The organism is Methanothermobacter sp., assembly GCF_030055425.1.
Taxonomy (GTDB): Archaea; Methanobacteriota; Methanobacteria; order Methanobacteriales; family Methanothermobacteraceae; genus Methanothermobacter.
This window is the reverse complement of record NZ_JASFYE010000002.1, coordinates 206,585-233,132: the sequence shown is the minus strand read 5'-3', so window position 1 is coordinate 233,132 and position 26,548 is coordinate 206,585. Positions and strand designations below refer to the sequence as shown.

Annotated in this window: 34 protein-coding genes; 30 read left to right on the top strand and 4 right to left on the bottom strand. The window is 49.9% G+C overall.

Annotated features, from left to right (window positions below):
• Positions 1-10 precede the first annotated feature (10 nt).
• From QFX39_RS03540 to QFX39_RS03475, 14 genes are all read left to right on the top strand, one after another.
• Entirely contained in the window at positions 11-787 is a 777-nt protein-coding gene (locus QFX39_RS03540; RefSeq protein WP_300477579.1) for a sulfide-dependent adenosine diphosphate thiazole synthase, read from the top strand.
• Positions 787-1,326 (top strand): adenylate kinase family protein, encoded by a 540-nt coding sequence (locus tag QFX39_RS03535; RefSeq protein ID WP_300477549.1) that lies wholly within the window; start codon positions 787-789, stop codon positions 1,324-1,326. The genes QFX39_RS03540 and QFX39_RS03535 overlap by 1 nt, the downstream gene beginning before the upstream one ends.
• A gap of 106 nt (positions 1,327-1,432) precedes the next feature.
• A complete protein-coding gene (rnp4, locus tag QFX39_RS03530) occupies positions 1,433-1,852 on the top strand; it encodes a ribonuclease P protein component 4 (RefSeq protein ID WP_300477547.1) in 420 nt (139 codons plus the stop codon).
• A complete protein-coding gene (locus tag QFX39_RS03525; protein ID WP_300477545.1) occupies positions 1,797-2,030 on the top strand; it encodes a YhbY family RNA-binding protein in 234 nt (77 codons plus the stop codon). The genes rnp4 and QFX39_RS03525 overlap by 56 nt, the downstream gene beginning before the upstream one ends.
• Positions 2,031-2,040: 10 nt before the next feature.
• Positions 2,041-2,478: a 30S ribosomal protein S19e gene (locus QFX39_RS03520; RefSeq protein ID WP_300477543.1), complete on the top strand. Its 438-nt coding sequence runs from the start codon at positions 2,041-2,043 to the stop codon at positions 2,476-2,478.
• Between the two features lie 31 nt (positions 2,479-2,509).
• The gene (locus tag QFX39_RS03515) at positions 2,510-2,845 is read left to right on the top strand and encodes a DNA-binding protein (RefSeq protein WP_013295037.1); all 336 of its coding nucleotides are present in this window, start codon (positions 2,510-2,512) and stop codon (positions 2,843-2,845) included.
• Complete coding sequence (locus tag QFX39_RS03510) at positions 2,842-3,444, top strand: hypothetical protein (protein WP_300477540.1); 603 nt, start codon at positions 2,842-2,844, stop codon at positions 3,442-3,444. The genes QFX39_RS03515 and QFX39_RS03510 overlap by 4 nt, the downstream gene beginning before the upstream one ends.
• On the top strand, positions 3,445-3,600 hold the full coding sequence (locus QFX39_RS03505) for a 50S ribosomal protein L39e (protein ID WP_010877221.1): 156 nt from the start codon (positions 3,445-3,447) through the stop codon (positions 3,598-3,600).
• A gap of 13 nt (positions 3,601-3,613) precedes the next feature.
• Positions 3,614-3,859, top strand: a complete 246-nt coding sequence (locus QFX39_RS03500) for a 50S ribosomal protein L31e (RefSeq protein WP_013295035.1) — start codon at positions 3,614-3,616, stop codon at positions 3,857-3,859.
• A gap of 15 nt (positions 3,860-3,874) precedes the next feature.
• Complete coding sequence (locus QFX39_RS03495; RefSeq protein WP_300477534.1) at positions 3,875-4,543, top strand: translation initiation factor IF-6; 669 nt, start codon at positions 3,875-3,877, stop codon at positions 4,541-4,543.
• Positions 4,544-4,546: 3 nt separating this feature from the next.
• Positions 4,547-4,777, top strand: coding sequence for a 50S ribosomal protein L18Ae (rpl18a, locus tag QFX39_RS03490; RefSeq protein WP_300477532.1), 231 nt, complete (start codon positions 4,547-4,549; stop codon positions 4,775-4,777).
• Positions 4,778-4,781: 4 nt separating this feature from the next.
• Positions 4,782-5,207 carry a prefoldin subunit alpha gene (gene pfdA, locus QFX39_RS03485; protein WP_300477530.1) on the top strand — a complete coding sequence of 142 codons (426 nt, stop codon included), beginning with the start codon at positions 4,782-4,784 and terminating at the stop codon, positions 5,205-5,207.
• Entirely contained in the window at positions 5,208-6,290 is a 1,083-nt protein-coding gene (gene ftsY, locus QFX39_RS03480) for a signal recognition particle-docking protein FtsY (RefSeq protein WP_300477528.1), read from the top strand.
• Positions 6,291-6,396: 106 nt separating this feature from the next.
• On the top strand, positions 6,397-7,671 hold the full coding sequence (locus QFX39_RS03475) for a GAF domain-containing protein (RefSeq protein WP_300477525.1): 1,275 nt from the start codon (positions 6,397-6,399) through the stop codon (positions 7,669-7,671).
• Positions 7,672-7,719: 48 nt separating this feature from the next.
• Here QFX39_RS03475 and dmpI read toward each other — a convergent pair whose 3' ends face one another.
• Complete coding sequence (dmpI, locus tag QFX39_RS03470) at positions 7,720-7,905, bottom strand: 4-oxalocrotonate tautomerase DmpI (protein ID WP_237778936.1); 186 nt, start codon at positions 7,903-7,905, stop codon at positions 7,720-7,722.
• 90 nt (positions 7,906-7,995) lie between these two features.
• Here dmpI and QFX39_RS03465 point away from each other — a divergent pair, with 90 nt between their 5' ends.
• Positions 7,996-8,448, top strand: coding sequence for a deoxyuridine 5'-triphosphate nucleotidohydrolase (locus QFX39_RS03465; RefSeq protein ID WP_300477523.1), 453 nt, complete (start codon positions 7,996-7,998; stop codon positions 8,446-8,448).
• Between the two features lie 5 nt (positions 8,449-8,453).
• Here QFX39_RS03465 and acs read toward each other — a convergent pair whose 3' ends face one another.
• Positions 8,454-10,415: an acetate--CoA ligase gene (gene acs, locus QFX39_RS03460; protein ID WP_300477521.1), complete on the bottom strand. Its 1,962-nt coding sequence runs from the start codon at positions 10,413-10,415 to the stop codon at positions 8,454-8,456.
• Between the two features lie 69 nt (positions 10,416-10,484).
• Here acs and QFX39_RS03455 point away from each other — a divergent pair, with 69 nt between their 5' ends.
• Entirely contained in the window at positions 10,485-12,053 is a 1,569-nt protein-coding gene (locus tag QFX39_RS03455) for a thiamine pyrophosphate-binding protein (protein WP_300477519.1), read from the top strand.
• Positions 12,054-12,118: 65 nt separating this feature from the next.
• Here QFX39_RS03455 and QFX39_RS03450 read toward each other — a convergent pair whose 3' ends face one another.
• Positions 12,119-13,276 carry an alanine--glyoxylate aminotransferase family protein gene (locus QFX39_RS03450; protein ID WP_300477517.1) on the bottom strand — a complete coding sequence of 386 codons (1,158 nt, stop codon included), beginning with the start codon at positions 13,274-13,276 and terminating at the stop codon, positions 12,119-12,121.
• Positions 13,277-13,474: 198 nt separating this feature from the next.
• On the opposite strand from QFX39_RS03450, the gene QFX39_RS03445 reads away from it, so the two are divergent.
• Both QFX39_RS03445 and QFX39_RS03440 read left to right on the top strand, forming a co-directional pair.
• Positions 13,475-14,173, top strand: coding sequence for a 6-hydroxymethylpterin diphosphokinase MptE-like protein (locus QFX39_RS03445; RefSeq protein WP_300477516.1), 699 nt, complete (start codon positions 13,475-13,477; stop codon positions 14,171-14,173).
• 331 nt (positions 14,174-14,504) lie between these two features.
• Complete coding sequence (locus QFX39_RS03440; RefSeq protein ID WP_300477514.1) at positions 14,505-15,629, top strand: ORC1-type DNA replication protein; 1,125 nt, start codon at positions 14,505-14,507, stop codon at positions 15,627-15,629.
• On the opposite strand, the gene QFX39_RS03435 is transcribed toward QFX39_RS03440, so the two are convergent.
• On the bottom strand, positions 15,630-15,800 hold the full coding sequence (locus QFX39_RS03435) for a hypothetical protein (RefSeq protein WP_300477513.1): 171 nt from the start codon (positions 15,798-15,800) through the stop codon (positions 15,630-15,632). It abuts the gene before it with no gap.
• Between the two features lie 123 nt (positions 15,801-15,923).
• Here QFX39_RS03435 and QFX39_RS03430 point away from each other — a divergent pair, with 123 nt between their 5' ends.
• From QFX39_RS03430 to hisC, 12 genes are all read left to right on the top strand, one after another.
• Entirely contained in the window at positions 15,924-16,346 is a 423-nt protein-coding gene (locus QFX39_RS03430) for an archease (protein ID WP_300477512.1), read from the top strand.
• A gap of 24 nt (positions 16,347-16,370) precedes the next feature.
• Entirely contained in the window at positions 16,371-17,819 is a 1,449-nt protein-coding gene (locus tag QFX39_RS03425) for an RtcB family protein (RefSeq protein WP_300477577.1), read from the top strand.
• Positions 17,820-17,834: 15 nt separating this feature from the next.
• On the top strand, positions 17,835-18,620 hold the full coding sequence (gene mtnP / locus QFX39_RS03420; RefSeq protein WP_300477511.1) for an S-methyl-5'-thioadenosine phosphorylase: 786 nt from the start codon (positions 17,835-17,837) through the stop codon (positions 18,618-18,620).
• Positions 18,611-19,189 (top strand): flavodoxin family protein, encoded by a 579-nt coding sequence (locus tag QFX39_RS03415; RefSeq protein WP_300477509.1) that lies wholly within the window; start codon positions 18,611-18,613, stop codon positions 19,187-19,189. The genes mtnP and QFX39_RS03415 overlap by 10 nt, the downstream gene beginning before the upstream one ends.
• Position 19,190: 1 nt before the next feature.
• Positions 19,191-19,520, top strand: a complete 330-nt coding sequence (locus tag QFX39_RS03410; protein ID WP_300477507.1) for a NifB/NifX family molybdenum-iron cluster-binding protein — start codon at positions 19,191-19,193, stop codon at positions 19,518-19,520.
• Positions 19,521-19,750: 230 nt separating this feature from the next.
• The gene (locus tag QFX39_RS03405; RefSeq protein WP_013295016.1) at positions 19,751-20,338 is read left to right on the top strand and encodes a 30S ribosomal protein S3ae; all 588 of its coding nucleotides are present in this window, start codon (positions 19,751-19,753) and stop codon (positions 20,336-20,338) included.
• A 19-nt stretch (positions 20,339-20,357) separates the two neighbouring features.
• Entirely contained in the window at positions 20,358-21,041 is a 684-nt protein-coding gene (locus tag QFX39_RS03400; RefSeq protein WP_300477505.1) for a TIGR00297 family protein, read from the top strand.
• 31 nt (positions 21,042-21,072) lie between these two features.
• Entirely contained in the window at positions 21,073-22,302 is a 1,230-nt protein-coding gene (locus QFX39_RS03395) for a 2,3-bisphosphoglycerate-independent phosphoglycerate mutase (protein ID WP_300477504.1), read from the top strand.
• Between the two features lies 1 nt (position 22,303).
• Complete coding sequence (glmM, locus tag QFX39_RS03390; RefSeq protein ID WP_300477502.1) at positions 22,304-23,647, top strand: phosphoglucosamine mutase; 1,344 nt, start codon at positions 22,304-22,306, stop codon at positions 23,645-23,647.
• Positions 23,648-23,652: 5 nt separating this feature from the next.
• Positions 23,653-24,918 (top strand): bifunctional sugar-1-phosphate nucleotidylyltransferase/acetyltransferase, encoded by a 1,266-nt coding sequence (gene glmU, locus QFX39_RS03385; protein ID WP_300477501.1) that lies wholly within the window; start codon positions 23,653-23,655, stop codon positions 24,916-24,918.
• A gap of 40 nt (positions 24,919-24,958) precedes the next feature.
• Positions 24,959-25,396, top strand: a complete 438-nt coding sequence (locus QFX39_RS03380) for a gamma carbonic anhydrase family protein (RefSeq protein ID WP_300477576.1) — start codon at positions 24,959-24,961, stop codon at positions 25,394-25,396.
• Positions 25,397-25,443: 47 nt separating this feature from the next.
• Positions 25,444-26,544 (top strand): histidinol-phosphate transaminase, encoded by a 1,101-nt coding sequence (hisC, locus tag QFX39_RS03375; protein ID WP_300477500.1) that lies wholly within the window; start codon positions 25,444-25,446, stop codon positions 26,542-26,544.
• Positions 26,545-26,548 lie beyond the last annotated feature (4 nt).

Below are 26,548 nucleotides of genomic sequence, written 5' to 3'. Positions count from 1 at the left end.
AGGTGTGAAGATGAAACTTGATGATATAAAAATTTCAAGAGCCATTGTTGAAGGATACATGGAGGAACTCCTGGACTACATGGACATGGACGTTGCGATTGGTGGAGGAGGACCCTCCGGACTTACAGCAGGTTACTACCTTGCAAGGGCGGGCCTGAAGGTTGCCCTCTTTGAGAGAAAACTCTCCATAGGTGGGGGTATGTGGGGCGGCGGTATGATGTTCAACAAGATCGTTGTCCAGGATGAGGGTAAGGAGATCCTGGATGAGTTCGGTGTAAGGTCAAGACCCTACGATGAAGGATACCACGTTGCAGACTCTGTTGAGGCAACATCAACCCTCTGCTCAAGGGCATGCCAGGCGGGACTCAAGATATTCAACCTCATGAGCATAGAGGACGTTATGATCCGTGATGAGGGCATAACTGGTCTTGTGCTTAACTGGAGCTCCGTTGAGATGGCCGGACTCCACGTTGACCCCCTCACCGTGAGGGCAGGGGCTGTTATAGATGCAACCGGCCATGACTGTGAGATAGTGAAGGTGGTGGAGCGGAAGATAGGCCCGAAACTCAACACCCCCGATGGCAGGATACAGGGTGAGAGGTCAATGTGGGCTGATGTGGGTGAGGCCGCCCTCATAGAGAACACCCGTGAGGTCTACCCCAACCTCTATGTGGCGGGTATGGCGAGCAACGCAGTCTACGGGGCCCCACGTATGGGTCCCATATTCGGGGGTATGCTGGTCTCAGGTCGAAGGGTTGCAGAGATGATAATTGAAAAGCTGAGATAATGAGGCCCATCTGCATAACAGGCACCCCCGGTGTTGGTAAGAGTACAGTGGCTGAAATTCTCAGGGATTCCGGTTTCAGTGTCCTCTCTGTGGGTGAACTTGCAATGGAAGAGGGCTTCATCCTTGGAAGGGACCCTGACCGTGGTTACCTTGAGGTGGACATTGAATCCCTCTGCAGCCACGTTAAGGGCCTTGGGGGTGACGATGCCATCCTCGAGGGTCACCTCTCCCATCTCTGTGATTGCTGCAGCATGGTGATAGTGCTGAGGCTCCACCCCCAAATCCTTGAGGGGCGCCTTGAGGCCAGGGGTTACCCTGAGGAGAAGATCGCTGAGAACCTTGAGGCCGAGGCCCTTGACGTCTGCCTGGTGGAGTCGGTTGAGATCCATGGTGATAGGGTCCATGAGGTTGACACAACCGGCAGATCAGCCAGGGAGGTTGCAGGTATCATCATGGATATTATAAGTGGTTCCCGGGTGTGCCAGCCAGGTGGGGTTGACTTCTCAGGATGGCTCCTGGGTGATGGAAAAGCTTTTTAAATATGGAAACACAAACCACTTATAATATTCTTCTTGTGCTTAAGTTACAACACCATCTTAATGTGCAAGATCAGGGATGTTCTATTCCGTTGTGAGAGGTTAAACCTTGAGGAGAGGAAAGAGACCCGGATGGATGCTGAAGATTGCCCGTGAGAGAATAGACATCCTCTTCAGAATGGCTGACAGTGAATTTGCAGCCAACCCGGGGAGATCGCACAGGTACACCGAACTTGCAAGAAACATATCCATGAAGTACCGTGTAAGGATTCCCAGAGAGTGGAGAAGGCGGTTCTGCAGGAGGTGTTACAGCTTCCTCAAACCAGGTTCAAACTGCACCGTCAGGATATCCGGTGGGAAGGTTAATTTTAGGTGTCATGAGTGCGGTCACATCATGAGATTCCCCTACATTCAGGAAAAAAAGGAGAAAAGGAGAAATAAAATTGAGTCTCACACCATCAAAAAAGGAACTGATGAGCCGGTCACTTTCGGCGCTCACAATAAACGTGGGAAAGGCCGGGGTGACTGAAAGTCTCATTGAAGAGGTCAGAAGGCAGTTAAAGGCAAATGAACTTATAAAGGTAAGATTTGCCAGGACAGTGGCCTCAGAAAAAGAAAGCTATATTACCGAGATAGTTGAAAAAACAAATTCTAAGCTCATAGATTTAAGAGGAAATGTGGCAATAATTTTCAAAAAAAGATCTTAGGAGGATAAATATGACTACAGTTTATGATGTGCCAGCAGATCTGCTTATAAATAAGGTTGCCGAGGACCTTAAGAAGGATGGTAAGGTTAAATCCCCTGAGTGGGTTAACTTTGTCAAGACAGGTGTCCACAAGGAAAGAAGGCCCGAGAATCCTGACTGGTGGTATGTGAGGGCAGCTGCCCTTCTTAGGAGGGTCTACATCGACGGGCCTGTGGGTGTTAACAGCCTCAGAACCCACTACGGCGGTAAAAAGGATAGGGGTTCACGGCCAGAAAGGTTCAGAAGGGGAAGCGGTGCAATAATAAGGAGAGCCCTCCAGCAGCTTGAGGAATCAGGCCTCATAACAAAGGAGGATGGCGGGAGAGTCATAACACCTGAAGGCCGTTCATTCCTGGATAAAGCGGCTGCTGAAGTAAAAAAAGAAGTTGAAGGCCTTGAGAATTACTGAAAAACCTGAAGGGGCCTGGGAGGTTTTCTAATTGACAGACCTCGAAGAAATACGTCGCAAAAAAATGCTGGAACTCCAGCAGAGGGCACAGCAGCAGGCAATGGAAACTGAAGCCCAGGAGCAGATGCGTCAGCAGCTTGAAATGCAGAAGAAACAGATAATGATGCAGATACTCACCCCTGAAGCCCGCAGCCGTCTTGCGAATCTGAGGCTTACAAGGCCAGAATTTGTTGAGCAGATAGAACTCCAGCTGATACAGCTGGCCCAGATGGGTCGTGTGAGGTCGAAGATAACAGACGAACAGCTCAAGGAGTTGCTCAAGAGAGTTTCTGGCAAAAAAAGGGAGATAAAGATCAGTAGAAAATGAATGCATGTGTACTCTACAGTGGCGGTAAGGACAGCTCACTGATGGCTGTGATGCTCCAGAGGATGGGGATCCGGGCTGAACTTGTAACTGTGAACTTTGGTGTCTATGATTCCTGGAGACCCGCGTTCATGGCGGCAGATGCACTGGGCTTTAAACACAGGGTCCTTGAACTCAGTGGGGATGTGCTGAGGGAAGCCGCTGAAATGATAATAAATGATGGGTTCCCCAATAACGGTATAAGGTATATACACAGAAACGCCGTTGAGGCCGCTGCAGGTGAGTACGATCTGGTTGCTGATGGAACGCGACGTGATGACAGGACCCCCAAGCTTACAAGAAATGAAATACAGAGCCTTGAAGACCGTAGGGATGTTGAATACGTGAACCTTGATGGTTTTGGTCACAGGACCATCAACAGATTCTCTTCAGAGTTATTCACGCTTAAAAGGGAGAAGAGTAATCCTGAAAACAGCTCCGACTATGAGGTTGAGGTTAGAATCCTCATGGAGAAGATGGGCTGCAGATCAGAGACATTCTTCCCCGTTCACTTCCAGACCAGGGTGACTGGCTGGAAAGATTCACAGCAAGGAGGATGCTGAATGAGTAGAAACAAACATGTTGCCAGAAAACTTAGAATGGCGAAGGCTAACAGACAGAACAGAAGGGTGCCCGCATGGGTGATGGTTAAAACCAATTACAGGGTCAGAAGCCATCCAAAGATGAGGCACTGGAGAAGGACCAAACTCAAGGTGTAGGAGGGATCTTAACATGGAGAGAATTTACGTTATACCCCTTAGGAAGGCAAAGGAAGTTCCAAGAACCATAAGAGCACCTAAGGCTGTTAAGATTGTCAGGGAATTTCTCATGAAACACATGAAGACAGACACTGTTAAAATTGATGAATCCATCAACGAAAAAATCTGGGAGAGGGGTATCCAGAAGATTCCCCCCAGGATAAAGGTCAGAGCCGTCAAGGATGAGGACGGCGTGGTGGAAGCCATTCTCGAAGAATAAAAAAAATGGTGGATTATGATCAGAAGGATCAACCTCAGCGGAAACCCCAACCTTGGAGTCTACATCTCTGTAACTGACAGTGTGGCCCTCATACCTGTGAATGCATCCCCAAAATTTGAGGATGCACTGAGGGAGGCCCTTGAAGTTGAAGTCCTGAGGACATCCCTCAGTGGCAGCAGCCTCAACGGGGCGCTTTCAGCCGGAAATTCAAACGGTTTCGTGGTTTCAAATCAGGCAATGGATCGTGAAGTTGAGGCGCTTATGGCTGCAGGTCTTGAGGTTACCCGCATCCCCGACAGGTTCACAGCAGTTGGTAACCTTGTTCTGGCCAATGATAATGGTGCTGTCGCAAGTCCGCTGCTATCAGAGGATGCCCTGAATGTCATAGGGGATGTTCTTGAGGTTGATGTTAAAGTATCCACAGTTGCAGGCCTCAACATCATAGGATCCCTGGGGGCTGTGACCAACCGCGGAGCACTCCTGCACCCCCACACCTCAGAGGATGAGATGAGGTTTATTGAGGGGGCGTTGGGAGTGGAGGCGGATGTTGGCACCGTCAACCACGGGGTAGCACTGGTAGGTGCCTGCTCAGCAGCCAACTCAAATGGTGTCCTTGTGGGTGAAGAAACCACAGGACCCGAACTTGCAAGGATAGAAGAAGCTTTAGGTTTTCTTGAGGGATGAAAAATGAAAACGAAGATATTTAGGGTTAAAGGAAAGTTCCAGATGGGTGATAAACTTCAGCCATTCACAAAGGAACTCAAGGCAATAAGGGAAGAGGAGATCTACGAAAGACTCTACTCAGAATTCGGAAGTAAACACAGGGTTCCAAGAAGCAAGGTTATGATTGAGGAGATAAAGGAGATATCACCCGAGGAGGTAGAGGACCCGGTGGTCAGGGCGCTGGTCCAGAGGTGATCCCATGGAAGACCAGCAGAAACTTGAGGAGATAGTGAACCAGATCAACATTTACCAGAACCAGGCAGAACTCATCCAGCAGCAGATGGAGGCTGTCCGGGCAACGATCAGTGAACTGGAAATACTTGAAAACACACTGAAGGACATCCAGGAAAAGGAAGGCTCTGAAACCCTTGTACCTGTTGGTGCCGGTTCCTTCATAAAGGCGGAACTCAAGGAGACAAGCGAGGTCATAATGAGTGTCGGTGCTGGTGTTGCCATAAAGAAGAACTTTGAGGACGCCATGAAAACCATCGAGTCACAGAAGAAGGAACTTGAGGCAACACTCCAGAAGATGGGTGAAAACCTCCGTAAGATAACCGACATCATCCTCAAACTATCTCCTCAGGCAGAGGAACTCCTTAAAAGGGTAAGGGGAAGTGAGGAGTAAGTGTTTGAATCTCTGAAGAAAAAATTCACTGAGACAGTTGGGAAGATCACCGAGAAGGTCTCTTCAGGTGCTGAAGCCCCATCTGAGGATGAGAAGGTTTCCCCAGAAGAGGGCGGCCATGAGCCTGTGGCAGCTGCCGAAACCGAGAATACAGAATCTGAGACTCCCATTCCAGAATCAGAGGATGATGAAACTGAAGAACAGAGCGATGAAAAGGGCTCAGGTTTCCTTTCATTTTTCAGGGAAAAGAAAATATCAGAGAAGGACGTTGAGGACGTCCTCTGGGAACTGGAAATGGCCCTCCTTGAAAGTGACGTGGCCCTTGAAGTGGCTGAAAGGATCGTTGAGGAACTCAGGGAGGAGCTGGTTGGTAAGAAGGTTAAGAGGAGTACTGAGATCTCAGACTACACAAGGGAAGCCCTTAAAAAGGCCGTCATGGATGTTCTGAGTGTTGATGGAGTTAAAATCAGAGAACTTGCAGAAAAAAGGAAGCCCCTTGTTATAATGTTTGTGGGTATAAACGGTACAGGTAAGACAACCACCATCGCCAAGGTGGCCAGGTACTTCATGAGGATGGGTCTTGAACCTGTTATGGCTGCAGCAGATACATTCCGTGCAGGGGCGATAGAGCAGATACATGAACACGCAGATAAACTTGGTGTTAAAATTATAAGCCACCGTAAGGGGGCTGACCCTGCTGCAGTGGCCTTCGATGCCGTATCCCATGCGAAGGCCCAGGGTAAGGATGTTGTCCTAATAGACACGGCGGGGCGAATGCAGACAAACGTCAACCTCATGGATGAGATGGCCAAGATAAAGAGGGTTGTGAAGCCTGACCTCATCGTATTTGTTGGTGATGCCCTCACAGGTAACGATGCCATTGAACAGGCCACCAAATTTGATGAAGCCGTGGGCATAGATGCCGTTATACTCACCAAGGCTGATGCCGATGCCCGTGGCGGTGCAGCCCTATCCATCGGTTACATGATCCGTAAGCCCATAATATTCCTAGGTACGGGGCAGGGCTACGATGACATCATGGAATTTCGGCCCGAATGGATGGCCGATCAGCTGTTTACCTGACCTGATTCTCAGTTTACAAGTTATCCTCACATCATCCAAAAATTTTTATACAATGTTATCTATTTTTATACAATGCGATCTCCATTTCCGTGGAGGGGGTTTCCAGATGACTGCAAGGGTACTGCTGGTTGAGGATGAGGCAATAACTGCAATGGACCTCCAGAGGAAACTGGAATTCCAGGGTTACGATGTGACTGGAATCGCACACAGCGGGGAGGCCGCAGTTGAACTTGCAGAGAAACTCCGTCCAGACCTTATTCTCATGGACATAATCCTCAGGGGCCCCATGAGTGGGGTTGAAGCCGCAGAGAGGATAAAGGATCTTGATATACCCGTTGTTTTTCTATCAGCACACTCCGAGGAATCCACGATGGAGAGTGCCAGGGAGGTTCAACCATACGGTTACCTCATAAAGCCATTCGATGAGAAGGAACTCTTTTTCACAATAGAACTGGCCATCCAGAGGCACAGAAGCGAAAGGAAGATAAGAAAACTCAACCGTTCCCTCAGGATGCTCAGTGACTGCAACCAGGCCATAGTCAGGATCAATGATACAGAAGAACTCTTAATGGAAATATGCAGAATCATGGTTGATGTGGGCGGCTACAGAATGGCCTGGATAGGGTTTAAGGAGGATGATGAATTCAGATCCGTCCGGCCGGTTGCAGAGTATGGTTTCCATGAGGGATACCTTGACTCCATACGGGTGAGCTGGGGTGAGGGCAGATACAGTGAGGGACCCACAGGAAGATCCATAAAGGAGGGGAAACCCGTAATCATAAGGGACACAGAGAATGATCCATCATTCGCTCCATGGAGGGATGAGGCCATTGGCAGGGGATACATGTCTGTTATGGGACTTCCCATCAGGGTCATGGACGAAAACATAGGGGCCCTAACCGTTTACTCCTCAGAGAAGGACTCATTCGACCCTGAGGAGGTGGAACTCCTTGCTGAACTTGCAGCTGACATATCCTTCCGCCTTGAATCTGAAAGTGTCCTTGGTGAAATGGAGAAAAGGATATGTGAACTTGAAAGAAATGAGGAGTTGTTGAGGGAAATTTTTGAATCAACCCCTCTGGCCATACTCAACTTCAGGGTTGGAGATGGTATCCATCTTGCTGAACTCAATAGAGCAGCCTCAATCTTAACCGGCCTGGAGACTGCCGGTGGTGAGAGCATTGAGGATGTGCTCAGCGGTCTCCATGAGGATGATTTAAAAGAGATAATCAGGGCAGCTGAGAGGGGTGATGATTCCAGGTGGGAACTTCTTCAGTACCGTAACGGAGATTCTGTGAAGTTTCTGGAATTGAGAACCGTTAAAACCTCAGGGGACACTGTAACGGTATTTTTAATTGATCGTTCTCCAGCTGAAAATTAAAAAATCTTAATTTCTTATCTATCCCCTCATCTGAGAATAAAAAATCTTTCAATCCCTGTCACAGAGGAGTATCCCCCCAACACCAACATCCTCCGGTGGGACCTCCCTTATGAGTACCGTTATTGTTGACTCTGGAAGGCCCATCACCTCACTTGAGACCTCCGTTATGCGTTTTACAAGTTCCCTCTTCTTTTCCCTTGTCAGCTTATTGCAGCTTATCTGAATAACAGGCATGGTACCACCAGATATAACTATGGAGTCTCATCTAATAAGTCTTAAACTGGATGACTTTATATTACATTATCAAACAGAGAGGAATGAGATATGATCGGAGAAAAGGAGTTAATAAGACTTTTTCCGGATTTCAAGGAACTGGTACAGCCGGCTGGGATTGACCTTCGTGTTGATGAGGTTTACCGGCAGGCAGGTCCAGGTTCACTGATTGACGATGAAAAGAATCTACCGCCCCTTGAAAGGCTGGATCCCCCTTTATACACACTGGAACCAGGGAAATCCTATCTTGTGAGTGTTGATAGGAGGATAGAGATACCTGAGGGTTACGCCATGCTTTACCTTCCAAGGTCAACTCTGCTGAGATCCTTTGTATCGGTCCACACCGCAGTTGGGGACCCTGGATTCAGGGGGACGCTCCAGTTCCTTGTCCAGAACTGTGGTGAATATCAGTACAGGATCAAGAGAGGTGAAAGGATAGCTCAGGGAATTGTATTCCCTGTTAAGGGTTCTGGGAGGTACAGTGGAAGCTACCAGGAGGACTGACCGGATTAAATTGTCTGAAGCCTCTCCTCAAGCATCCTCACAGACTCGGGGTTTGAGAGTGTGCTCAGATCACCGGTGTCTTCACCCCTTATAAGGGCCTTTATAACCCTCCTCATTATCTTACCTGAACGTGTTTTTGGCAGGTCCTCAACGAATTCAATGTAACTCGGACTTGCTATTGGCCCTATCTCCCTCCTGACATGCTCCCTCAGAACGCCCTTGAGGCGTGGTACTGGCTTCACGGTGTCCCGGAGTGTCACGAATGCCGCTATCTCCTCACCCTTCAGTATATCCGGTTTTCCGACCACCGCGGCCTCAACAACATCAGGGTGGCTTACAAGGGCCGATTCAACCTCGGCTGTGCTTATCCTGTGACCTGCGACGTTGAGGACATCATCCTCCCTTCCCTGTATCCAGAAGTAGCCGTCATCATCTATCCTTGCAACATCTCCACTGAGGTAAACCCCCGGGAAGGTGCTCCAGTATGCCTCCACATACCTCTCAGGTTCCCTGAAAAGTGTCCTGAACATTGCAGGCCAGGGCGTCCTTATAACCAGGTGCCCCCCGCTTCCACGTATGCTCTCGCCGTTATCATCAACCACATCAGCCACCACTGTGGGAAAGGGCTTTCCTGCAGACCCCGGCTTGAGTGGTGTTACAGGAAGGGGTGTTATCATGTGCATCCCGGTCTCTGTCTGCCACCAGGTGTCCATGATGGGGCATCTGCCACCACCAATAGTCCTGTAGTACCACATCCATGCCTCAGGGTTTATGGGTTCACCCACAGATCCAAGTAATCTGAGGGTGCTGAGGTCATACTTTTCAGGCCACTTGTTCCCGTACTTCATGAAGAGCCTGACGGTTGTGGGGGCAGTGTAGAAGATTGTCACACCGTACCTTTCAATCATGCTCCATATCCTTCCAGGGTCAGGGTAATCAGGGGCCCCCTCATACATAACCGATGTTGAGCCCTCAATGAGGGGGGCGTAGACTATGTAGCTGTGACCTGTTATCCAGCCTATATCCGCTGCGCACCACCAGATGTCCCTTTCCTTTACATCAAAGACAAACCGGTATGTGGAACTCACACCAGCTGCGTAGCCCCCGTGTGTGTGCACCACTCCCTTGGGTTTTCCTGTGGTGCCCGAGGTGTAGAGTATGAAGAGGGAGTCCTCCGGGTCGAGCTCCTCACAGGGGCATTCATCACTCATCCCATCAACTGCATCCTCCCAGAGCACATCCCGCCCCTCAACCATGTTCACTTCCTCCCCGAGCCTGTCAACGACTATGACCCTCTCAAGTGATGGAATGTCATCTGCAACCATGTCCAGGGTCTCCTTGAGCCTTATTAATTTACCCCTCCGGTAGAATGCATCTGCAGTTATTGCAACCTTTGCCTCTGCATCTGCAGCCCTCTCACGGAACGCTTTGGCCCAGAAACCGCTGAATACGACGCTGTGAACGGCCCCTATCCTCGCGCATGCCAGCATCGCAACCGGAAGTTCAGGTATCATGGGAAGGTAGATGCTCACACGGTCCCCCTTCCCGACACCCATACCCTTCAGTGCATTGGCAAGACGGTTAACCTCACGGTAGAGGTCATAGTAGGTGAGCTTTCTGACGCTACCATCCTCACCCTCCCATATATAGGCGACCCTGTTCTTTTCAGGACCCGCTACGTGCCTGTCAAGTGCATTGTAGGTTATATTGAACCTTCCGCCTGTGAACCATCTGGCATGGGGTGGTTCCCATTCAAGGACCCTCTCGTATGGACTGAACCATTCAAGTTCAGATGCCATTTCATCCCAGAACCATTCAGGATCCGACCTGGCCCTCTCAAGGAGCTCATCATAATCCCCTATGCCATGTTGATCCATCCAGATCCTTATATTGCTGTTTCTAACTGTTTCGTCATCTGGATTGAAAATTCGTTCCTCCTTAAGAAGAGAATCTAGCTGCCCGCTCATAATAAACCCCCACTTACAGTAATTTTTCTATTTCATGATTTAAATAGTTGGCAGAATATACTTGAAGTCATGAAGGTGTGCGCAGAGGTCCTCACAGAGATACTTGAGGAGGCAGGTTTCACCCACATATTCGGGCATCCCGGTGAACAGATACTCCCCCTCTATGAGGCCCTCAGAAAATCAGGGATCCAGCATGTTCTCATGAGGCACGAACAGGGGGCTGTACATGCTGCAGACGGCTACGCCCGGGCCTCTGGAAGGCCAGGTGTATGCGTGGCCACCGGCGGCCCCGGGGCCCTGAACCTTGTGATGGGGGTGGCCGCTGCAAACACCGATTCTGTGCCCCTCATAGCCCTAACAGGGGACCTTCCCAGGGGTGAAGGTGGGGGCAGGTTCCAGGAGGCAGACATAGAGGGTGTCTTCAGTCCAGTTGTGAAGAAAAGTAGAACCGCCCTTAATGGGGAGGATGCATCCCTTGCACTCCTTGAGACCCTCGATGCATTTGAGAGGGGAGTCACAGGGGTGATGCACATCAACCTCCCCAAGGATGTGCTTGAGGAGGGGGTGGGGACCATTGAAAAACCCCCCAGCACACCCTTTAAAACACCAGACCTTAGTGATGCCATTGAAGTTCTGAGGTCAGCAGCAAAGCCCCTGGTCCTGGCAGGCGCAGGCATAATCTGGGCAGGAGCCGTTGAGGAGTTCAGGAAATTTATCACTGAAAATCAGCTCCCGGTTGTGACTACCTACAGTGGGAGGGGTGTTCTACCAGAGGACCACCCACTCTGTCTTGGAATGACAGGGACAAGGGGGACCCCTGCAGGAAACTATGCTGCAAGGGAATGTGATGTTCTCCTGGTGCTTGGCTCAAGGCTCTCAGAGAGGACCTCAGCGGCGATGGGTAACCCCCGGATTATACACGTTAATACAGACCCCAATGTCCTGAGGGGTGATTTCAGGCTAAATATGAATGTAAGGGACTTTCTGATGCATGGTATTCATGTGAAACATCCCTTAAGATGGTTAAGGGAACTTCATGACTTCAGTGCAAAAAATCTCCCCCTCTATGATTTACCTCTCGGCGAAGAGAAAACCCTTAAAACCTCCTCAGCCGTCCGCAGCATCCTAGATGCAGCCCCGGATGCGGTTGTGGTCAGTGACGCTGGAAGCCACACAACCTGGGTCACCCTCCACCGGAGGGTTCTCAGGGAACGCAGCCTCCTCTTCTCCGGGGGGTTTGGGCCCATGGGATATGGCCTGCCTGCTGCAGTGGGTGCCAAAATTGCGAGGCCAGATGATGATGTTCTGCTGGTGGCAGGGGACGGGGGTTTCCAGATGACCATGCAGGAACTCGGAACCTTGGCTGAACTGGACCTTGGAATCACCATGTGCATACTGAACAACCGGCAGCTTGATGTTATAAGGCAGTGGCAGGAGATGAAATACGGTGCAAGCTACTCTGTTAAGATGAGGAACCCTGATTTTGTTAAACTTGCAGGTGCTTATGGTATAGGTGCAGAGAGGGTCTATGAAATTGGTGACGTTGCAGGGGCCGTTGAAAGGGGTCTTGATTCAGGAGAACCCTATCTCGTGGAGTTAATGGTTGAAGAGGAGAACATACCGCTTCCAGATCTGTAGATCATTAACTGGAGAAAAAAAGGAATTTTTGGCCTGAAAAAAAGAATTGGGAAAAATAATCCCGTTCAGACATCCTCTGGGAGGTAGGTGTCGGCAACCGCGGCCACCGCCTCTCCCATTTCAACTTCAAAGCCCAGCTCCCTTAGGGTCATCTCCAGGGCTGAGAATGTTGTTATAAGTTCCCTGTGGGTTATGTTACCCATGTGGCCTATCCTGAATATCTTGCCCTTTAGGTGGTCCTGGCCCCCTGCGAGTTCAACGTGGTACTTGTTCCTCATTGTCCCCCTGAGTTCCCCATCTGTGACGCCCTCAGGTAGATTAACGGCCGTCACTGTGGTTGATGATACCAATTCATCAGGGAAGAGTTCAAGGTTGAGGGCCTTTACAGCATTCCTGGTTGCCTCAGCTGCCAGTTTATGCCTCTTTATCCTGTTGCTGAGTCCCTCCTCCATTATCACCTGAAGTGCCTCGTGCATTGCGTATATCAGTGAGACTGCAGGTGTGTAGGGGGTTTCAGGTGGCTCGGCATCCCCGCTCTTCCTGTACTTCTTGAGGTTCAGGTAGTATGTCCTGGGGTTATCCACCGATTCGACAGCGCTCCAGGCGTCGTCACTGAGTGTTATGGCTGCCATGCCAGGAGGGGCTGCAAGGCACTTCTGGGAGCCGGTCACGCAGATGTCTATGCCGTAGCCGTCAACATCAACCTCGTCCCCACCAAGGGATGAGACCGTGTCAACTATGTAGAGGGCGTCGTAATCCGCCATTATCTTACCTATCTCCTTTATTGGGTTTGCAACACCGGTTGATGTCTCATTGTGAACAACGGTGACTGCCTTTATATCGTCATTCTCCTCAAGCATATATCCTATCTCATCGGGGTTGACGGCGCTGCCCCACTCCACATCTATTCTGATTGATTCCCCGCCAAAAGCCTCAACTATCTGTGCAAACCGCTGGCCGAATTTGCCTCCAACAACGTTCAGGATTTTGTCACCGGGTTCGATGATGTTTGCAACCGCCGCCTCCATGGCAGCCGTCCCCGACCCTGTTAGCAGGTAAGATTTATTGTTTGTCCTGAAGACATCGGACATCATCTCAGTTGTTTCAGTGAGTATTTTACCAAACAGTGCGCTCCTGTGGTTAACAATGTTCTCTGACATTGCCTTAAGGACTCTCTGGGCCACCCGTGTTGGCCCGGGGATCATAAGCAGTGTTTCATCCATTCCAAAAAACCTCCAGATTCAAGTGGATTCTGTAACCTGTACTTATTTTTAATCCGTGCATTTAAAAAGATTTACACATGTGATTATATCATGAGGTTCAGGTTGGAGGACCACATGGAGGTCACCGGGCTCTGCCACTGGATGGAACCAGAAAGTCTGATCAAAAGAATCATATATCACCCCCACTAGATTTGTCCCATGGAAATGGAAGTCTGGCTCGAATGGTATGGGAAAATACTTGATGACTTTGGATTCAGGAGGAAGGCCGATGAGGAGTCTGCATCCTACCTGGAATCCTTCCTGAGGGAGCATGGCTGCCCGGGACCCGAAATCCTGAGGGTTCCCTCACTGGACTTCATCGTATTCGGTGCTGGGCCATCACTCAGGAAACACGTTAAAAGATTCAAAGAGGTCAGAGGGAATGTCACCATAGTGGCGGCAGATGGCGCGACAACAGCACTTCTTGAGGAGGGCCTAATTCCCCATATAATCGTGACGGACCTTGACGGTAGAATGGAGGATATAATTGAGGCCAACAGGAGGGGGGCCTCCCTGGTGGTTCATGCCCACGGCAACAACCTTGAGGCGCTCAGGAAGTATCTTCCACGCCTCCAGAACCTTATAGGGACAACCCAGAGTGTTCCCTATGGATGCATATACAATTTTGGGGGCTTCACGGATGGTGACCGGGCCGTTTTCCTTGCAGAGGCCCTCGGTGCAGAAACCGTGATACTTGCCGGTATGGATTTCGGTGAGGTTGTAACCAGGTACTCAAGGCCTGGCATGGGTTCCGAAACAGGAAGGGCTGATCCAGTTAAGAGGCTCAAACTTGAATATGCTGAGAGACTGATAGGGTGGATTGAAAGGAATGGAAGGATTCAGATAGAGAAATGGTAGCTGCTTTATGGAAGCCACACAGGTACCCATGTCAATTGAAATACGAAAGAAAGGACCAGATACTATGTCTGCCAGCATTCTTTACGGTTATAAATCATACGTTTATGAGGGTCTGAATTCATGCTGCTGTGAGGGCCTGCAGTTCATGTAACAACAAGTTCAATCAATAAAGGTGAGTCTAATTATTGATTTTAAATGATCCAGCATATCTTCTTATACTGGCTGATCCAGATAAAACCTTATTAAGTCCTTACCAGATAAATCATTCTGAGGATCCTGATGTGCTCCTGCAAAAAATCTACATGCCCATTTAAAATAAGCTGTGAAGGATATGAAGGATATAAGGGATATACTGCTTCACGATGAAACCATCTTCAGGGACGTGAATGCCTTTGACCCGGACTATGTCCCTGAGAACTACAGGTACAGGGAATCCCAGATGGAGGCCCTTGCAGTCTGCATAAGGCCTGCGCTGAGGAATGGAAGGCCCGTGAATGCCGTCATACTGGGGTCCTGTGCAACAGGTAAGACCACCGCCATAAAGAAGATCTTTGAAATGGTTGAGTCAACATCAGAAAACGTTGTCTGCTGCTATATAAACTGTCAGCTTCACACCACAAGATTCGGCATCTTCTCACAGATCTACAGCAAAATATTCGGGCACCAGCCCCCTGAAACAGGTGTACCTTTCTCCAGGATCTACCAGGCGATAATGCAGCACCTGGCCAGTGAAAACAGGGCACTAGTGGTGGCCCTGGATGATATAAACCACCTCTTTTACAGTAAAAACGCCAACAAGGTCCTTTACGATATACTGAGGGCCCATGAGGTGTTTGAGGGTGTAAGAACCGGTGTATTCGCGGTTTTATCTGACATTGAATTCAGGTACGCCCTTGATAAAAACGTCAACTCCATATTCATACCCCAGGAGATCATATTCCCACCCTACACCCGCGAGGAGATATTCAATATCCTCAGAGATCGTGTGAGGGTGGGCTTCTATCCAGGTGTAATCTCAGATGAACTCATAGAGAGAATAACCGATCACACCGTGGATACCGGGGACCTGCGCTATGGCATAGACCTCCTGAGGGTATGCGGCAACCTTGCAGAGGCCGATGCCTCACCTGTAATAACCGAGGAACACCTTGAAAGAGCTGTGAGGAGCACCGGGCCTGTTAACCTCATGCACACCGTGAGGACACTCAACAGTCAGGAAAGGGAGTTTCTCATCAGTATAATTGAGGCAGAGGATGACGACATAACCGCCGGCAGGCTCTATGAGCTCTTCCATGAGAGGACAGGGGCTAGTTACTCGTCATTCAACAGGACAATTGAGAAGCTGGAATTTCTGAGGCTCATTGACACGAGACTGACAGGTAAGGGTGTTCGTGGTAATTCGAGGATTGTGATCCCCAGATTCAGCAGAGAGGAACTTAAGAGGTGCCTGGACTGATCAGACCCCTGCTGGGCAGTTGGAGTTGGCCCCTGCCGCCACCATGAGAAGGCCCCACACTACGACAGAGATCACAACTGAAATTAAGATGAATGACCTTGCATCAACACCGGCCACCGTCAGCAGCCAGAACCTTCTCCTGATACTGTTTGGTTTCCTGAGACTGTGCATACTATCACTCCACTATCATCTTCGCCGGAGATTTATTTAAAAAAAGAGATAGAGAGCATCTGAAAACTAACCAGTGAATGAAATAATCATTGCCCTCTGAATCAGATAAATGGAGAGTCCCCCATGAAAAGGTTTGAATTCTTTGATGTTACTGCAGATGCAGGATACTGGGCCTATGGCCGTACACCCGAGGAGGTGTTTGAAAATGCCGCCCTTGCAATGTTCGAGATAATGACAGACACATCACTTGTCAAAGCAGAGGAAAGCAGGAGGGTGGAAATAAAATCCGAGGATATGGTTTCGCTACTCTATGACTGGCTTGATGAACTCCTCTTTATACATGACACTGAATTTATTTTATTCAGTAAGTTCAAAGTTAAGATAACTGAAGATGATGATGGTCTGCGGCTCAGTGGTAAAGCCTCAGGAGAGGTGATCAAGGACCACCATGAGAGGCGTGATGAGGTTAAGGCCGTGACCTTTCACATGATGGATATCCTTGAAGAGAATGGCTTGATGAAGGCAAGAGTTATTCTGGACCTGTGATTTATAAGTAGAGAGATGATGCGTATGGATATAAGGGAAGATCTGGTTAAGGTGAGAGAATCCGTCTGGGAAGTTCCAACATCATACAAAAAGGGAATGAGGGTTCCTGGAAGAATATTCCTGAAGGATGAGGCCCTCAGTGACCTTGAGAAGGGGGCGGTTGATCAGGTGGCAAACGTTGCATGCCTCCCCGGGATCCAGAAGTTCTCAATTGGACTTCCAGATATACACTTCGGATACGGGTTCAGCATAGGGGGTGTGGGTGCATTCAGCGCCCGCACAGGAGTCATAAGCCCCGGGGGTGTTGGATTCGACATAAACTGTGGTGTCCGCATGGTCAGGACCAATCTGGACCATGAGGATGTGAGGCCAAAGATAAAGGAACTCATAAACACCCTCTTCACCAACGTACCATCAGGTGTTGGGAGCAAGGGAAAGATAAGGCTCAGGCCCGGTGAAATCGATGAGGTTCTTGAAAACGGGGCCGAATGGGCCGTTGAAAATGGATACGGATGGGATCAGGACCTCAAATTCCTGGAGGAGAACGGCAAAATGGATGATGCCAGTGCAGATAAGGTCAGCGATAAGGCCAAGAAGAGAGGCATACCCCAACTGGGATCCCTTGGATCAGGTAACCACTTCCTGGAGGTCCAGATGATAGATGAAATATTCGACGAGGAGGCAGCCGCCGCCTACGGTGTGAGCCCCGGCAAGGTCGCCGTTATGATACACTCAGGTTCAAGGGGATGCGGCCACCAGGTATGCTCAGACTACCTGAGGCTCATGGACAAGGCATACAGGAGGTACAAGATAAACATACCTGACAGGCAGCTTGCCTGCGCCCCGGTGGACTCTGATGAGGCCATGGATTACTTCCAGGCCATGGCAGCCGCAGCCAACTATGCCTGGGCCAACCGTCAGATGATCGTCCACTGGGTGAGGGAGTCCTTTGAAAGTGTCTTCGGGATGAGTGCAGAGGACATGGAGATGGAGATCGTCTATGACGTTGCACATAACATAGCAAAGAGGGAGGTTCACACTGTAAAGGGACGTGATACAGAGCTCTTCGTCCACCGTAAGGGAGCCACAAGGGCCTTTGGGCCAGGCAGAAAGGAGATTCCCGGCGAATACAGAAAGATCGGTCAGCCAGTCATAATTCCAGGTACCATGGGGACATCATCGTATCTACTCCATGGAACAGAAGTTGCAATGGAGGAAACCTTCGGTTCGACCGCCCACGGGGCAGGAAGAAAGATGAGCCGGGCCGGTGCAAAGAAAACCTACCGTGGAGAGGAGGTTCAGAGGAAACTTGAAAGTGAGGGCATCTATGTGAGGGCAACATCCATGCCAGTGGTTGCAGAGGAGGCCCCCGGTGCCTACAAGGATGTTGACCTGGTGGTCAGGACAGCCCATGAGACCGGCATATCCAGGCTTGTTGCAAGGATGCTTCCACTGGGAGTTGCAAAGGGATAGGCTGGCGGTGAATCAATGATAGGGCTCATCGGAGGCACAGGGGTATACGAGATAGTGGAGCATGGAAGGATAATCGGAAGGGAATCCTTGGAGACACCATACGGCAGAACACCTGAAATATCAGTTTTCAGGCTTCATGACAGGGATGTGGCATTCATGCCTAGGCACTCCCGGGGCCATGAGAGCCCACCCCACATGGTCAACTACAGGGCAAACATCTGGGGCCTGAAGAAGCTGGGTGTCAGGCAGATACTAGCAACAAACGCTGTGGGTTCCCTTGAAGAATCCATAGGGCCCGGGGAATTTGTCGTCCCGGACGACTTCCTGGACTTCACAAAAAGCAGGCCCTCAACATTCTATGATGAGAGGACAGTCCACGTGGACATGACGGAGCCCTACTGCAGGGACCTCCGCTCTGCTCTGGTGAATTCATCAGACGCCGTTGATGGAGGAGTATACGTCTGCACCGAGGGGCCGCGGTTTGAAACAGCCGCCGAGATAAGGATGTTCCAGTCACTCGGGGGCACCGTTGTTGGGATGACCGGAATCCCCGAAGCCGTGCTTGCAAGGGAACTCGAGATGTGCTATGCAAGCATATGCCTGGTCTCAAACTACGCTGCATCCATATCACCCTCAAAGCTCACCATCACAGAGGTTTTTGAGGTTATGGAAGAGAGGAGGGAGGATCTCATAGAAACGCTTGAGGGGGCAATTTTGAAGCTTCCCGGCGAGCCTACCTGTAGCTGTCAGAGTGCCCTCAGCGGCGCTGATGTTAATGAAAATATGGAGGAATGTCCTTGAAGGTTTTAATGATATCTGCAAGTCCAAGGAAGAAAAGTAACACCATGATGGTCCTTGAGCACTGCAGGGATGCGGTGGAGAGTCGTGGTGTTGAATGTGAGATAGTATCCCTCCGGGGGATGAATATAGAGTCCTGCCGGGCCTGCCTCAGCTGTGCAAAGAAGCACCGCTGCAAGATCGACGATGGCCTCAACGGGATAATTGACAGGATAAGGGAGGCCGATGGGTTTATAGTTGCAACCCCTGTCTACTTTGGCACAGCCAGGGGTGACCTCATGTCAGCCCTGCAGCGTATCGGAATGGTTTCAAGGGTATCAGACGGCTTCCTGAGCTGGAAGGTTGGGGGCCCCATCGCAGTTGCAAGGAGGGGAGGCCACACAGCAACGATACAGGAACTCCTCATGTTCTACTTCATAAATGACATGATAGTCCCCGGTTCAACCTACTGGAACATGGTATTTGGATGGGCCCCAGGCGAGGTTGAGGATGATGATGAGGGAATCGAAACCATAAGGCGCTTCGGGGAAAACGTGGCCGAACTCATAAAGAGGATTCACAGCGGGGAGTAATATGAGGGTAGCAGTCGCCTCCTCCAGCGGGGAGGAGGTGGACCTCCACTTTGGAAGGGCATCAAAACTTTTAATATATGATTACAGTGATGGAAAAATGGAATTCGTGGAGGAGAGAACGGTTGATATCTCTGAAGGTGATAAGCATCAGTGGAGAAAGGTTCTCGATTCCATAATGGACTGTGATGTTGTAATAGCGGTCCAGGTGGGCTTGAAAGGGAAGATGGGAATCGATGATGCTGGTTTGAAATTTGTGGCCGATGAGGGGCCGGTTGGTGAGGTCCTGGAAAGGTGGGTGAGGCACTTTGAATTCATGAACTCCCCCATATGAAGATCCCTGACGCACTCCACAAAATTGGACCCCGCACAGCAGGTGAATCCCCGCTTAAGGTGAACCATATACCCTCATGATGTCAAGGTTTAAATACTGCCTCATCATAATTATAGACTATTCATAACTGGCGGTGTAGAAACTTCCTATCATGGTTTAACCAGTTAAGATGAATTTTTTGAATTATATTAAACCAGCTGTTTTTACGGTGTTAAATTTAAGGTGATATAATGGCAAAGGCTCGAAGAAGGAGAGTACGTGATACATGGAAAGAGAAGAAATGGTATGTGATAAAGAGTCCTAAAATGTTTGGAGAAAACGATATAGGGACAACACCATCAAGGGACCCTGATTTCCTCCTCAAGAGGAGGGTTGAGGCAACAATGAGGGAACTGACAGGCGACTTTTCAAAGCAGTACGTCAAACTGAAGTTCCAGATAAACAACGTTGCCGGAAGTGAGGCGACCACCAAATTCATAGGCCACCAGGTCACAACAGACTACGTCAGGAGCATGATAAGGAGGGGTACGAGCAGGGTCGATGCCCCGGTTATAGTTGAAACAAAGGATGGTTACAAACTCAAGGTCCATCCACTGGCCATAACAATCAGGAGGGCCAAGTCCTCACAGCAGAAATACATGAGGCAGAGCATAGAGGAACACGTGAAGGAGATAGCCTCTGAAAAGACCTTCGAGGAATTCGTTGAGGGGATTGTAACAGGAAAGATCGCCTCAGAGATATACCACCAGGCAAAGAAGATATACCCCCTCAAGAGGGTTGAGATAATAAAAACAAGGGTTCTAGAGGAACCAGCCTGAAAAATGGACCGGGACCCCCATGACAGACCTTAACATTGGATACGTGCTTCTGTGCGTATTCATTGGATTTTTAACATACCAGAGAGGTGCGCTTGATGTATGGGGATCCCTCTTCATGGTCCTTATGGGCTTGCTCATAATATTATCTGCCGGTTTTAACTGGTTGATCCTCATTTTTATTTTTCTGATCCTTGGCCTTCTCTCAACAAAGTACAGGCATGAATACAAGAAATACATTGGAGTTTTTGAGGGAACAAGAAGTGCCAAGAATGTCATATCCAACGGAATAGTGCCCTTTGTAATGGCTGCCTTTGGATACTATGATGGATTCTTCGGAGGGTTCATAGGATCCGTTGCAACCGCGACCGCCGATACCATGGCAAGTGAAATCGGTATTCTGCAGACGCCGCGCCTCATAACAACACTCCAGAGGGTGGAACCCGGGACAGATGGGGGTATATCCGTTGCTGGAACCGCCGCGGGGATAGTAGGGGCCGGTATAATTGGTTTATCAGCTTTTCTGCTTGGCGTATGTCCAGATCCATTTAAATCAATGAAAATAGCCGTGATTGCAGGTACTGTGGGCTGCTTCATGGACAGCCTCCTGGGGGCCGTCCTTGAGAGAAGGAAGTACCTCAACAATGAGCATGTTAACCTCCTTGCAACGGTAACAGGGGCAGTTATAGGAATTTTATTAGCATAGAGATCCATAAATCTAGGAAGGTGGGTGAATCATGAAAGGGGTAATAATGATAATAGATGGAATGGCCGACCGCCCCATTGAAAGCCTCGGGGATAAAACACCTCTTGAGGCCGCAGAAACCCCTAATATGGACAGGCTGGCCAGTTCAGGTATCAATGGTATAATGGATCCCATAAGACCAGGGGTCCGTGCAGGAAGCGACACATCACACCTCTCAATACTGGGATATGACCCCTACAGTGTATACACCGGACGGGGCCCATTCGAGGCCGCTGGTGTGGGGCTGGATGTGAGGCCAGGGGACATTGCGTTCAGATGCAACTTTGCAACCGCAGACGATGACCTTGTGATAACCGACAGGAGGGCAGGAAGAATAAGGTCAGGGACATCCCAGATAGCTGAGACCATCAACTCAATGACCCTCGATGGATTTGAGGACGTTGAAATAATCTTCAGGGAGTCAACAGGCCACAGGGCCGTCCTGGTCCTCAGGGGTCCCGGGCTGGGTGATAACGTATCAGATGCAGACCCCAAGACTGAAGGAAAGCCTCCAAAGAAGGTGAAGGCCCTTGATGGATCCCCTGAATCACAGAAAACCGCCGATATACTTAACAGTCTTGTGAGGGAATCCTATGAAATCCTCAGGGACCATCCAGTGAACACCGAAAGAATCAAAAAAGGGGAGGCGCCTGCAAATATAATACTGCCACGGGGTGCGGGTGCTGTTCCTGACGTTGAAAAATTTGAGAAACGCTACGGTCTTAGAGCGGCCTGTATCGCTGAAACGGGCCTCATAAGGGGTATAGGGCACATCACAGGAATGGATGTGATTGATGTTGAAGGGGCCACCGGTGGTACAGACACCGACCTGGAGAGTATAAAGAATGCGATAAAGGATGCCCTTGATGATGAATACGAGTTTCTGCTCATAAACATAGATGGTGCAGACGAGGCTGGTCATGATGGGGACCTTGAGGGTAAGGTTGAGTTCATAGAGAGGGTTGACTCCATCCTCGGTGACCTTATACGCGATGACATCTACTTCATACTCACTGCGGATCATTCAACACCGGTATCCGTAATGGACCACACAGGGGACCCTGTCCCCATCACAATAAACGGGCCAGAGGTCAGGGTTGATGATGTGAGTGTATTCGGTGAGAGGGCCGCATCTGCTGGTGGCCTCTGCAGGATAAGGGGATCTGATGTCATGGACATACTCCTTGACCTCATGAACAGAAAGGAAAAATTCGGGGCTTAAAATGAAGCAAAAAAAGAGATTATTCGGGACATCTGGCATAAGGGGCCGCTTCGGGGAAAAGGTGACGCTTGAACTTGCGGTGGATGTTGGAAGGGCCCTTGCAACCCACCTGGGAGAAGGGAAGGTCGTTGTTGGCTACGACACGAGAACATCCAGCCAGCTCCTTGAAAGTGCCCTGATTGCAGGGATAATCGAGTGTGGCTGTGACGTCATCAGACTTGGAATGGTGCCAACACCCCTTGTTGGTTACGCCACTTCAAGGCTGGGTGCTGAAGCAGGTGTGATGATAACCGCTTCCCACAACCCCGCCCCCTACAATGGCATAAAGCTCTGGAACCCTGATGGAATGGCCTACAGTCCATCACAGGAGCGCGTCATAGAGTCAATCATTCATTCGGGAGAATTTAATAGGAGGAGGTGGGATGGTATCGGATCAGTGAGGGAAGCTGACCTCAGGGATGACTATGCAGATGCCGTCGCTGGGATGGTCCAGATTGAAAGACCCCTCAAGGTTGTAATTGACTGTGGCTGCGGTGCAGCCTCCCACCTATCACCGCTCATATTCAGGATGGCAGGATGCAGTGTTGTGACCCTTAATTCCCAGCCTGATGGGTTTTTCCCTGGACGTGACCCTGAACCTGTCCCTGAGAACCTCTCTGAGCTCATGGATACTGTCAGGTCAACCGGGGCTGATCTGGGGATAGCCCATGATGGTGACGCCGACAGGATGGTCGCGGTGGATGACAGGGGAAGGTTCGCAAGTTTCGATAAACTCCTTGCCCTCATGGCAAGGGAGATAGGGGGCAAGATCATCACAACCGTGGATGCATCCCTCTGTGTGGATGAATGCCTTGGAGACTGCGGCCAGGTCATAAGGACACGGGTGGGTGATGTCCATGTGGCAAACTCCATCGCAGAGGAGGGCGCTGATTTCGGAGGAGAACCATCAGGGACCTGGCTGCACCCTGACTTCTGCATGTGCCCCGATGGAATACTCTCAGCCCTCAGGGTGGCCGAGCTCATCTCACGGAAGGGTCCCCTTTCGGTGCTCCTGGATGAGGTGCCCTCCTACCCAAATATAAGGGATAAGGTTCCATGCCCCGATGATAGGAAGGCACCAGTGATGGAGAGGGTGGCCTCTGAACTCAGCCGTGAATTTGCCGGCGCTACGGAGATCAACACTATAGATGGGGTCCGTATATCAATGGAGGATGGAAGCTGGGTTCTTGTGAGGCCCTCAGGGACAGAGCCATATATAAGGATAACCCTTGAGGGTAAGACCGACGAGGAGGCCCGTCAGATCCATCAGAAGACCCGTGCTTACCTTGAAAATATGATAGGGTGATCAATATGGAGGCTGTTGTCCTGACTGCTGGTGAGGGTACAAGAATGCGGCCACTCACACTTACAAGGCCCAAGACCATGCTGCCGGTTGCAGGCAAACCCATGGTGGAGTACAGTGTGGATTCCCTCAGGGATAACGGTGTCAGTGATATAATCATGATAACCGGTTACCGTGAGGATGTGGTGAGGTCCCACTTCGGTGACGGATCCGAATTTGGGGTCAACATAAGCTACGTGAAACAGGATGAACGCCTTGGAACAGCCCATGCAATAGGCCAGGCTGCAAGTATGGTGAGTGACGAATTCATAGTCCTGAACGGTGACATAATAACCGACCCACAGCTTGTGAGTGATCTGATATCTGCCTACAGTGATATGAAACCCGAAACCCTGATGGTTCTCCGTGAGGTTCCCGACCCGAGTTCATTTGGGGCTGTAAGGCTTGAGGGTGACCGGGTGCGGGAGATAATCGAAAAACCATCCCCTGATGTTGATGCAGGGAACCTCATAAATACCGGTATATATGTGTTCAGTCCAGCGGTCTTTGATTACATAGAACAGACTCCCCTCTCCCCTCGGGGAGAGTACGAGATAACAGATACCATAATGATGCAGGTGAGGGATGACCTCCCAGTAAGGGCCATAGTATCAGAGAGGGAGTGGATAGATGTTGGAAGGCCATGGGAGCTCCTGGATGCCAGCGAAAAGCTCATGAATGGCCTTGAGAGGTCCATTCATGGGGAAGTGGAGGATGGTGTGACCATCCACGGGCCGGTGGTGGTGGGTGATGGAAGCATTATAAGGTCAGGTACCTACATCCAGGGCCCGGTTTACATCGGTAAAGACTGTGATATAGGGCCCAACTGTTACCTCCGTGCCCATACATGTATAGGGGATAAAGTGAGCATCGGTAATGCTGTTGAGATCAAGAATTCCATCATAATGGATGGTACCAACGTCAACCACCTCAGCTATGTGGGCGACTCTGTCATAGGTGCAGACTGCAACATAGCCGCAGGTACCAATATAGCCAATCTGCGTTTTGATGATGGTTCTGTGCATATGAGGGTTAAGGAGGAGTCTGTGGACACGGGCCGCAGGAAGCTTGGAGCAGTTTTCGGGGATGGTGTGAAGACCGGTATAAACTCAAGCTTCAATCCCGGTGTCAAGGTTGGGAAGGGTTCCCGTATCGGTGCCGGCTGCGTCATATACGAGGATGTACCCTCTGATAAACTTGTGATACTCAAACAGGAGTACATTATAAGGGACTGATGGGGGTTTTACTGTGTCTTACCGTGTATTTGAAGGCGCCATGATAATAGGGGATGTTGAGATAGGTGATGGCTCATCTGTATGGTACAATGCTGTTTTGAGGGGTGACATAGAACCCATAAGGATAGGATGCCGTTCAAATATCCAGGATAACTGTGTTGTTCACGCAAGCAGCGGCTACCCTGTGAAGGTGGGGGATTACGTCTCTGTGGGTCACGCCGCGGTTCTCCATGGATGCACCATACAGGACAATGTGCTGGTGGGCATGAACTCAACCATCCTCAACGGGGCCCTTGTGGCTGAAAATTCAATTGTAGGTGCAGGTGCGGTTGTTACCTCAGGTAAAAGTTTCCCGCCCGGAAGTCTCATCATGGGTGTTCCTGCAAGGGCTGTCAGGGAGCTCAATGATGAGGAGATAGAGTCCATAAGGGAGAATGCAGAGAGGTACTTCCACCTGGCGCAGGAATATGAAGACTGAAACCAAACAGGGCCTATAACTGTAAATATAAACTGAAGAGTGATTCTATGTTCAGAGTTCGTCCAGTAATTCATAAAATGGAGCCATATGTACCTGGAAGATCCATAAAGGAGATAGCAGAGAATTATGGCCTCAAAGAGAGTGATATAATCAAGCTGGGGTCCAATGAGAACCCCCTGGGTCCATCACCAGCCGCGGTTAAGGCTATGGCGGGGGAACTCGAATCCGCCCACAGGTACCCTGAATCAAACCTTGAAGATCTTTATGAGGCCATAGCAGATTATGCGGGCGTCGATGGGGATCAGGTCATAGTGGGTGGTGATGGTGCAGATGAGATCATCGATGTCCTGGGTAGAACATTCATTGACCCGGGAGACGCCTTCGTTGTGCCGATGCCATCATACATGTACTATGAATACACCCTCCAGGCACATGATGCAAGGCCTGTTCATGCACGGTGGGATGTTGAGGAGAACCGCCTTGACCTTGAATCGGTCCTTGATGCCATTGATGAATCAGCCCGCCTGGTCTTTCTCTGCACACCCAACAACCCCACAGGGGGTCTTATAGATAAGAAGGATATAAAGGCTGTTGCAGAGTCCACAGACGCCCTTGTGGTTGTTGACGAAGCCTACTTTGAATTTGCAGGTGTCAGCAACGTGGACCTCATATCTGACCATGAGAACATCTTTATAATGAGGACCTTCTCCAAGGTAATGGGTCTTGCAGGCATGAGGATAGGCTACGGTCTTGGAAGTCCCGGTGTTATAGAATACATGCACCGGGTTAAACCTGTATTCAGTCTCACAAGGCTATCCCATGCAGCGGCCCTTGCAACCCTCCATGACAGGGATTACATAGAAAAATCTGCAGAGTACTCCATAAGGAGCAGGGAATACCTTTATGGGGAACTTAAGAATTTTGAAAGCCTCAGGGTATTTGAATCATATGCAAACTACATCCTACTTGATGTGAGGGGTACCGGTAAAACCGCCGCTGAACTTGCAGAGGAGCTCCTCAGGAGGGGGATCATCGTGAGGGACTGTACCTCATTTTCAGGTCTCGATGAGTACTGGATAAGGGTGAGTGTTGGAACCCTTGAGGAGGATAAACGGTTCCTTGAGGTTCTCGCCGAGATCATTCCGTGATTTA

Bases quoted from the DNA above. Each gene is read 5' to 3' on its own strand.
- QFX39_RS03400 (WP_300477505.1), top strand. From the start codon at position 20,358: ATGACAGACCTTAACATTGGATACGTGCTTCTGTGCGTATTCATTGGA.
- QFX39_RS03445 (WP_300477516.1), top strand. From the start codon at position 13,475: ATGGAAATGGAAGTCTGGCTCGAATGGTATGGGAAAATACTTGATGAC.
- QFX39_RS03475 (WP_300477525.1), top strand. From the start codon at position 6,397: ATGACTGCAAGGGTACTGCTGGTTGAGGATGAGGCAATAACTGCAATG.
- QFX39_RS03410 (WP_300477507.1), top strand. From the start codon at position 19,191: ATGAGGGTAGCAGTCGCCTCCTCCAGCGGGGAGGAGGTGGACCTCCAC.
- glmM (WP_300477502.1), top strand. From the start codon at position 22,304: ATGAAGCAAAAAAAGAGATTATTCGGGACATCTGGCATAAGGGGCCGC.
- QFX39_RS03395 (WP_300477504.1), top strand. From the start codon at position 21,073: ATGAAAGGGGTAATAATGATAATAGATGGAATGGCCGACCGCCCCATT.
- QFX39_RS03425 (WP_300477577.1), top strand. From the start codon at position 16,371: ATGGATATAAGGGAAGATCTGGTTAAGGTGAGAGAATCCGTCTGGGAA.
- QFX39_RS03525 (WP_300477545.1), top strand. From the start codon at position 1,797: ATGAGCCGGTCACTTTCGGCGCTCACAATAAACGTGGGAAAGGCCGGG.
- QFX39_RS03495 (WP_300477534.1), top strand. From the start codon at position 3,875: ATGATCAGAAGGATCAACCTCAGCGGAAACCCCAACCTTGGAGTCTAC.
- QFX39_RS03520 (WP_300477543.1), top strand. From the start codon at position 2,041: ATGACTACAGTTTATGATGTGCCAGCAGATCTGCTTATAAATAAGGTT.
- hisC (WP_300477500.1), top strand. From the start codon at position 25,444: ATGTTCAGAGTTCGTCCAGTAATTCATAAAATGGAGCCATATGTACCT.
- acs (WP_300477521.1), bottom strand. From the start codon at position 10,415: ATGAGCGGGCAGCTAGATTCTCTTCTTAAGGAGGAACGAATTTTCAAT.
- mtnP (WP_300477511.1), top strand. From the start codon at position 17,835: ATGATAGGGCTCATCGGAGGCACAGGGGTATACGAGATAGTGGAGCAT.
- QFX39_RS03535 (WP_300477549.1), top strand. From the start codon at position 787: ATGAGGCCCATCTGCATAACAGGCACCCCCGGTGTTGGTAAGAGTACA.
- QFX39_RS03380 (WP_300477576.1), top strand. From the start codon at position 24,959: ATGATAATAGGGGATGTTGAGATAGGTGATGGCTCATCTGTATGGTAC.
- pfdA (WP_300477530.1), top strand. From the start codon at position 4,782: ATGGAAGACCAGCAGAAACTTGAGGAGATAGTGAACCAGATCAACATT.
- QFX39_RS03430 (WP_300477512.1), top strand. From the start codon at position 15,924: ATGAAAAGGTTTGAATTCTTTGATGTTACTGCAGATGCAGGATACTGG.
- QFX39_RS03450 (WP_300477517.1), bottom strand. From the start codon at position 13,276: ATGGATGAAACACTGCTTATGATCCCCGGGCCAACACGGGTGGCCCAG.
- QFX39_RS03465 (WP_300477523.1), top strand. From the start codon at position 7,996: ATGATCGGAGAAAAGGAGTTAATAAGACTTTTTCCGGATTTCAAGGAA.
- QFX39_RS03510 (WP_300477540.1), top strand. From the start codon at position 2,842: ATGAATGCATGTGTACTCTACAGTGGCGGTAAGGACAGCTCACTGATG.
- QFX39_RS03415 (WP_300477509.1), top strand. From the start codon at position 18,611: ATGTCCTTGAAGGTTTTAATGATATCTGCAAGTCCAAGGAAGAAAAGT.
- dmpI (WP_237778936.1), bottom strand. From the start codon at position 7,905: ATGCCTGTTATTCAGATAAGCTGCAATAAGCTGACAAGGGAAAAGAAG.
- QFX39_RS03405 (WP_013295016.1), top strand. From the start codon at position 19,751: ATGGCAAAGGCTCGAAGAAGGAGAGTACGTGATACATGGAAAGAGAAG.
- QFX39_RS03455 (WP_300477519.1), top strand. From the start codon at position 10,485: ATGAAGGTGTGCGCAGAGGTCCTCACAGAGATACTTGAGGAGGCAGGT.
- QFX39_RS03435 (WP_300477513.1), bottom strand. From the start codon at position 15,800: ATGCACAGTCTCAGGAAACCAAACAGTATCAGGAGAAGGTTCTGGCTG.
- glmU (WP_300477501.1), top strand. From the start codon at position 23,653: ATGGAGGCTGTTGTCCTGACTGCTGGTGAGGGTACAAGAATGCGGCCA.
- QFX39_RS03540 (WP_300477579.1), top strand. From the start codon at position 11: ATGAAACTTGATGATATAAAAATTTCAAGAGCCATTGTTGAAGGATAC.
- rpl18a (WP_300477532.1), top strand. From the start codon at position 4,547: ATGAAAACGAAGATATTTAGGGTTAAAGGAAAGTTCCAGATGGGTGAT.
- QFX39_RS03500 (WP_013295035.1), top strand. From the start codon at position 3,614: ATGGAGAGAATTTACGTTATACCCCTTAGGAAGGCAAAGGAAGTTCCA.
- QFX39_RS03440 (WP_300477514.1), top strand. From the start codon at position 14,505: ATGAAGGATATAAGGGATATACTGCTTCACGATGAAACCATCTTCAGG.
- QFX39_RS03505 (WP_010877221.1), top strand. From the start codon at position 3,445: ATGAGTAGAAACAAACATGTTGCCAGAAAACTTAGAATGGCGAAGGCT.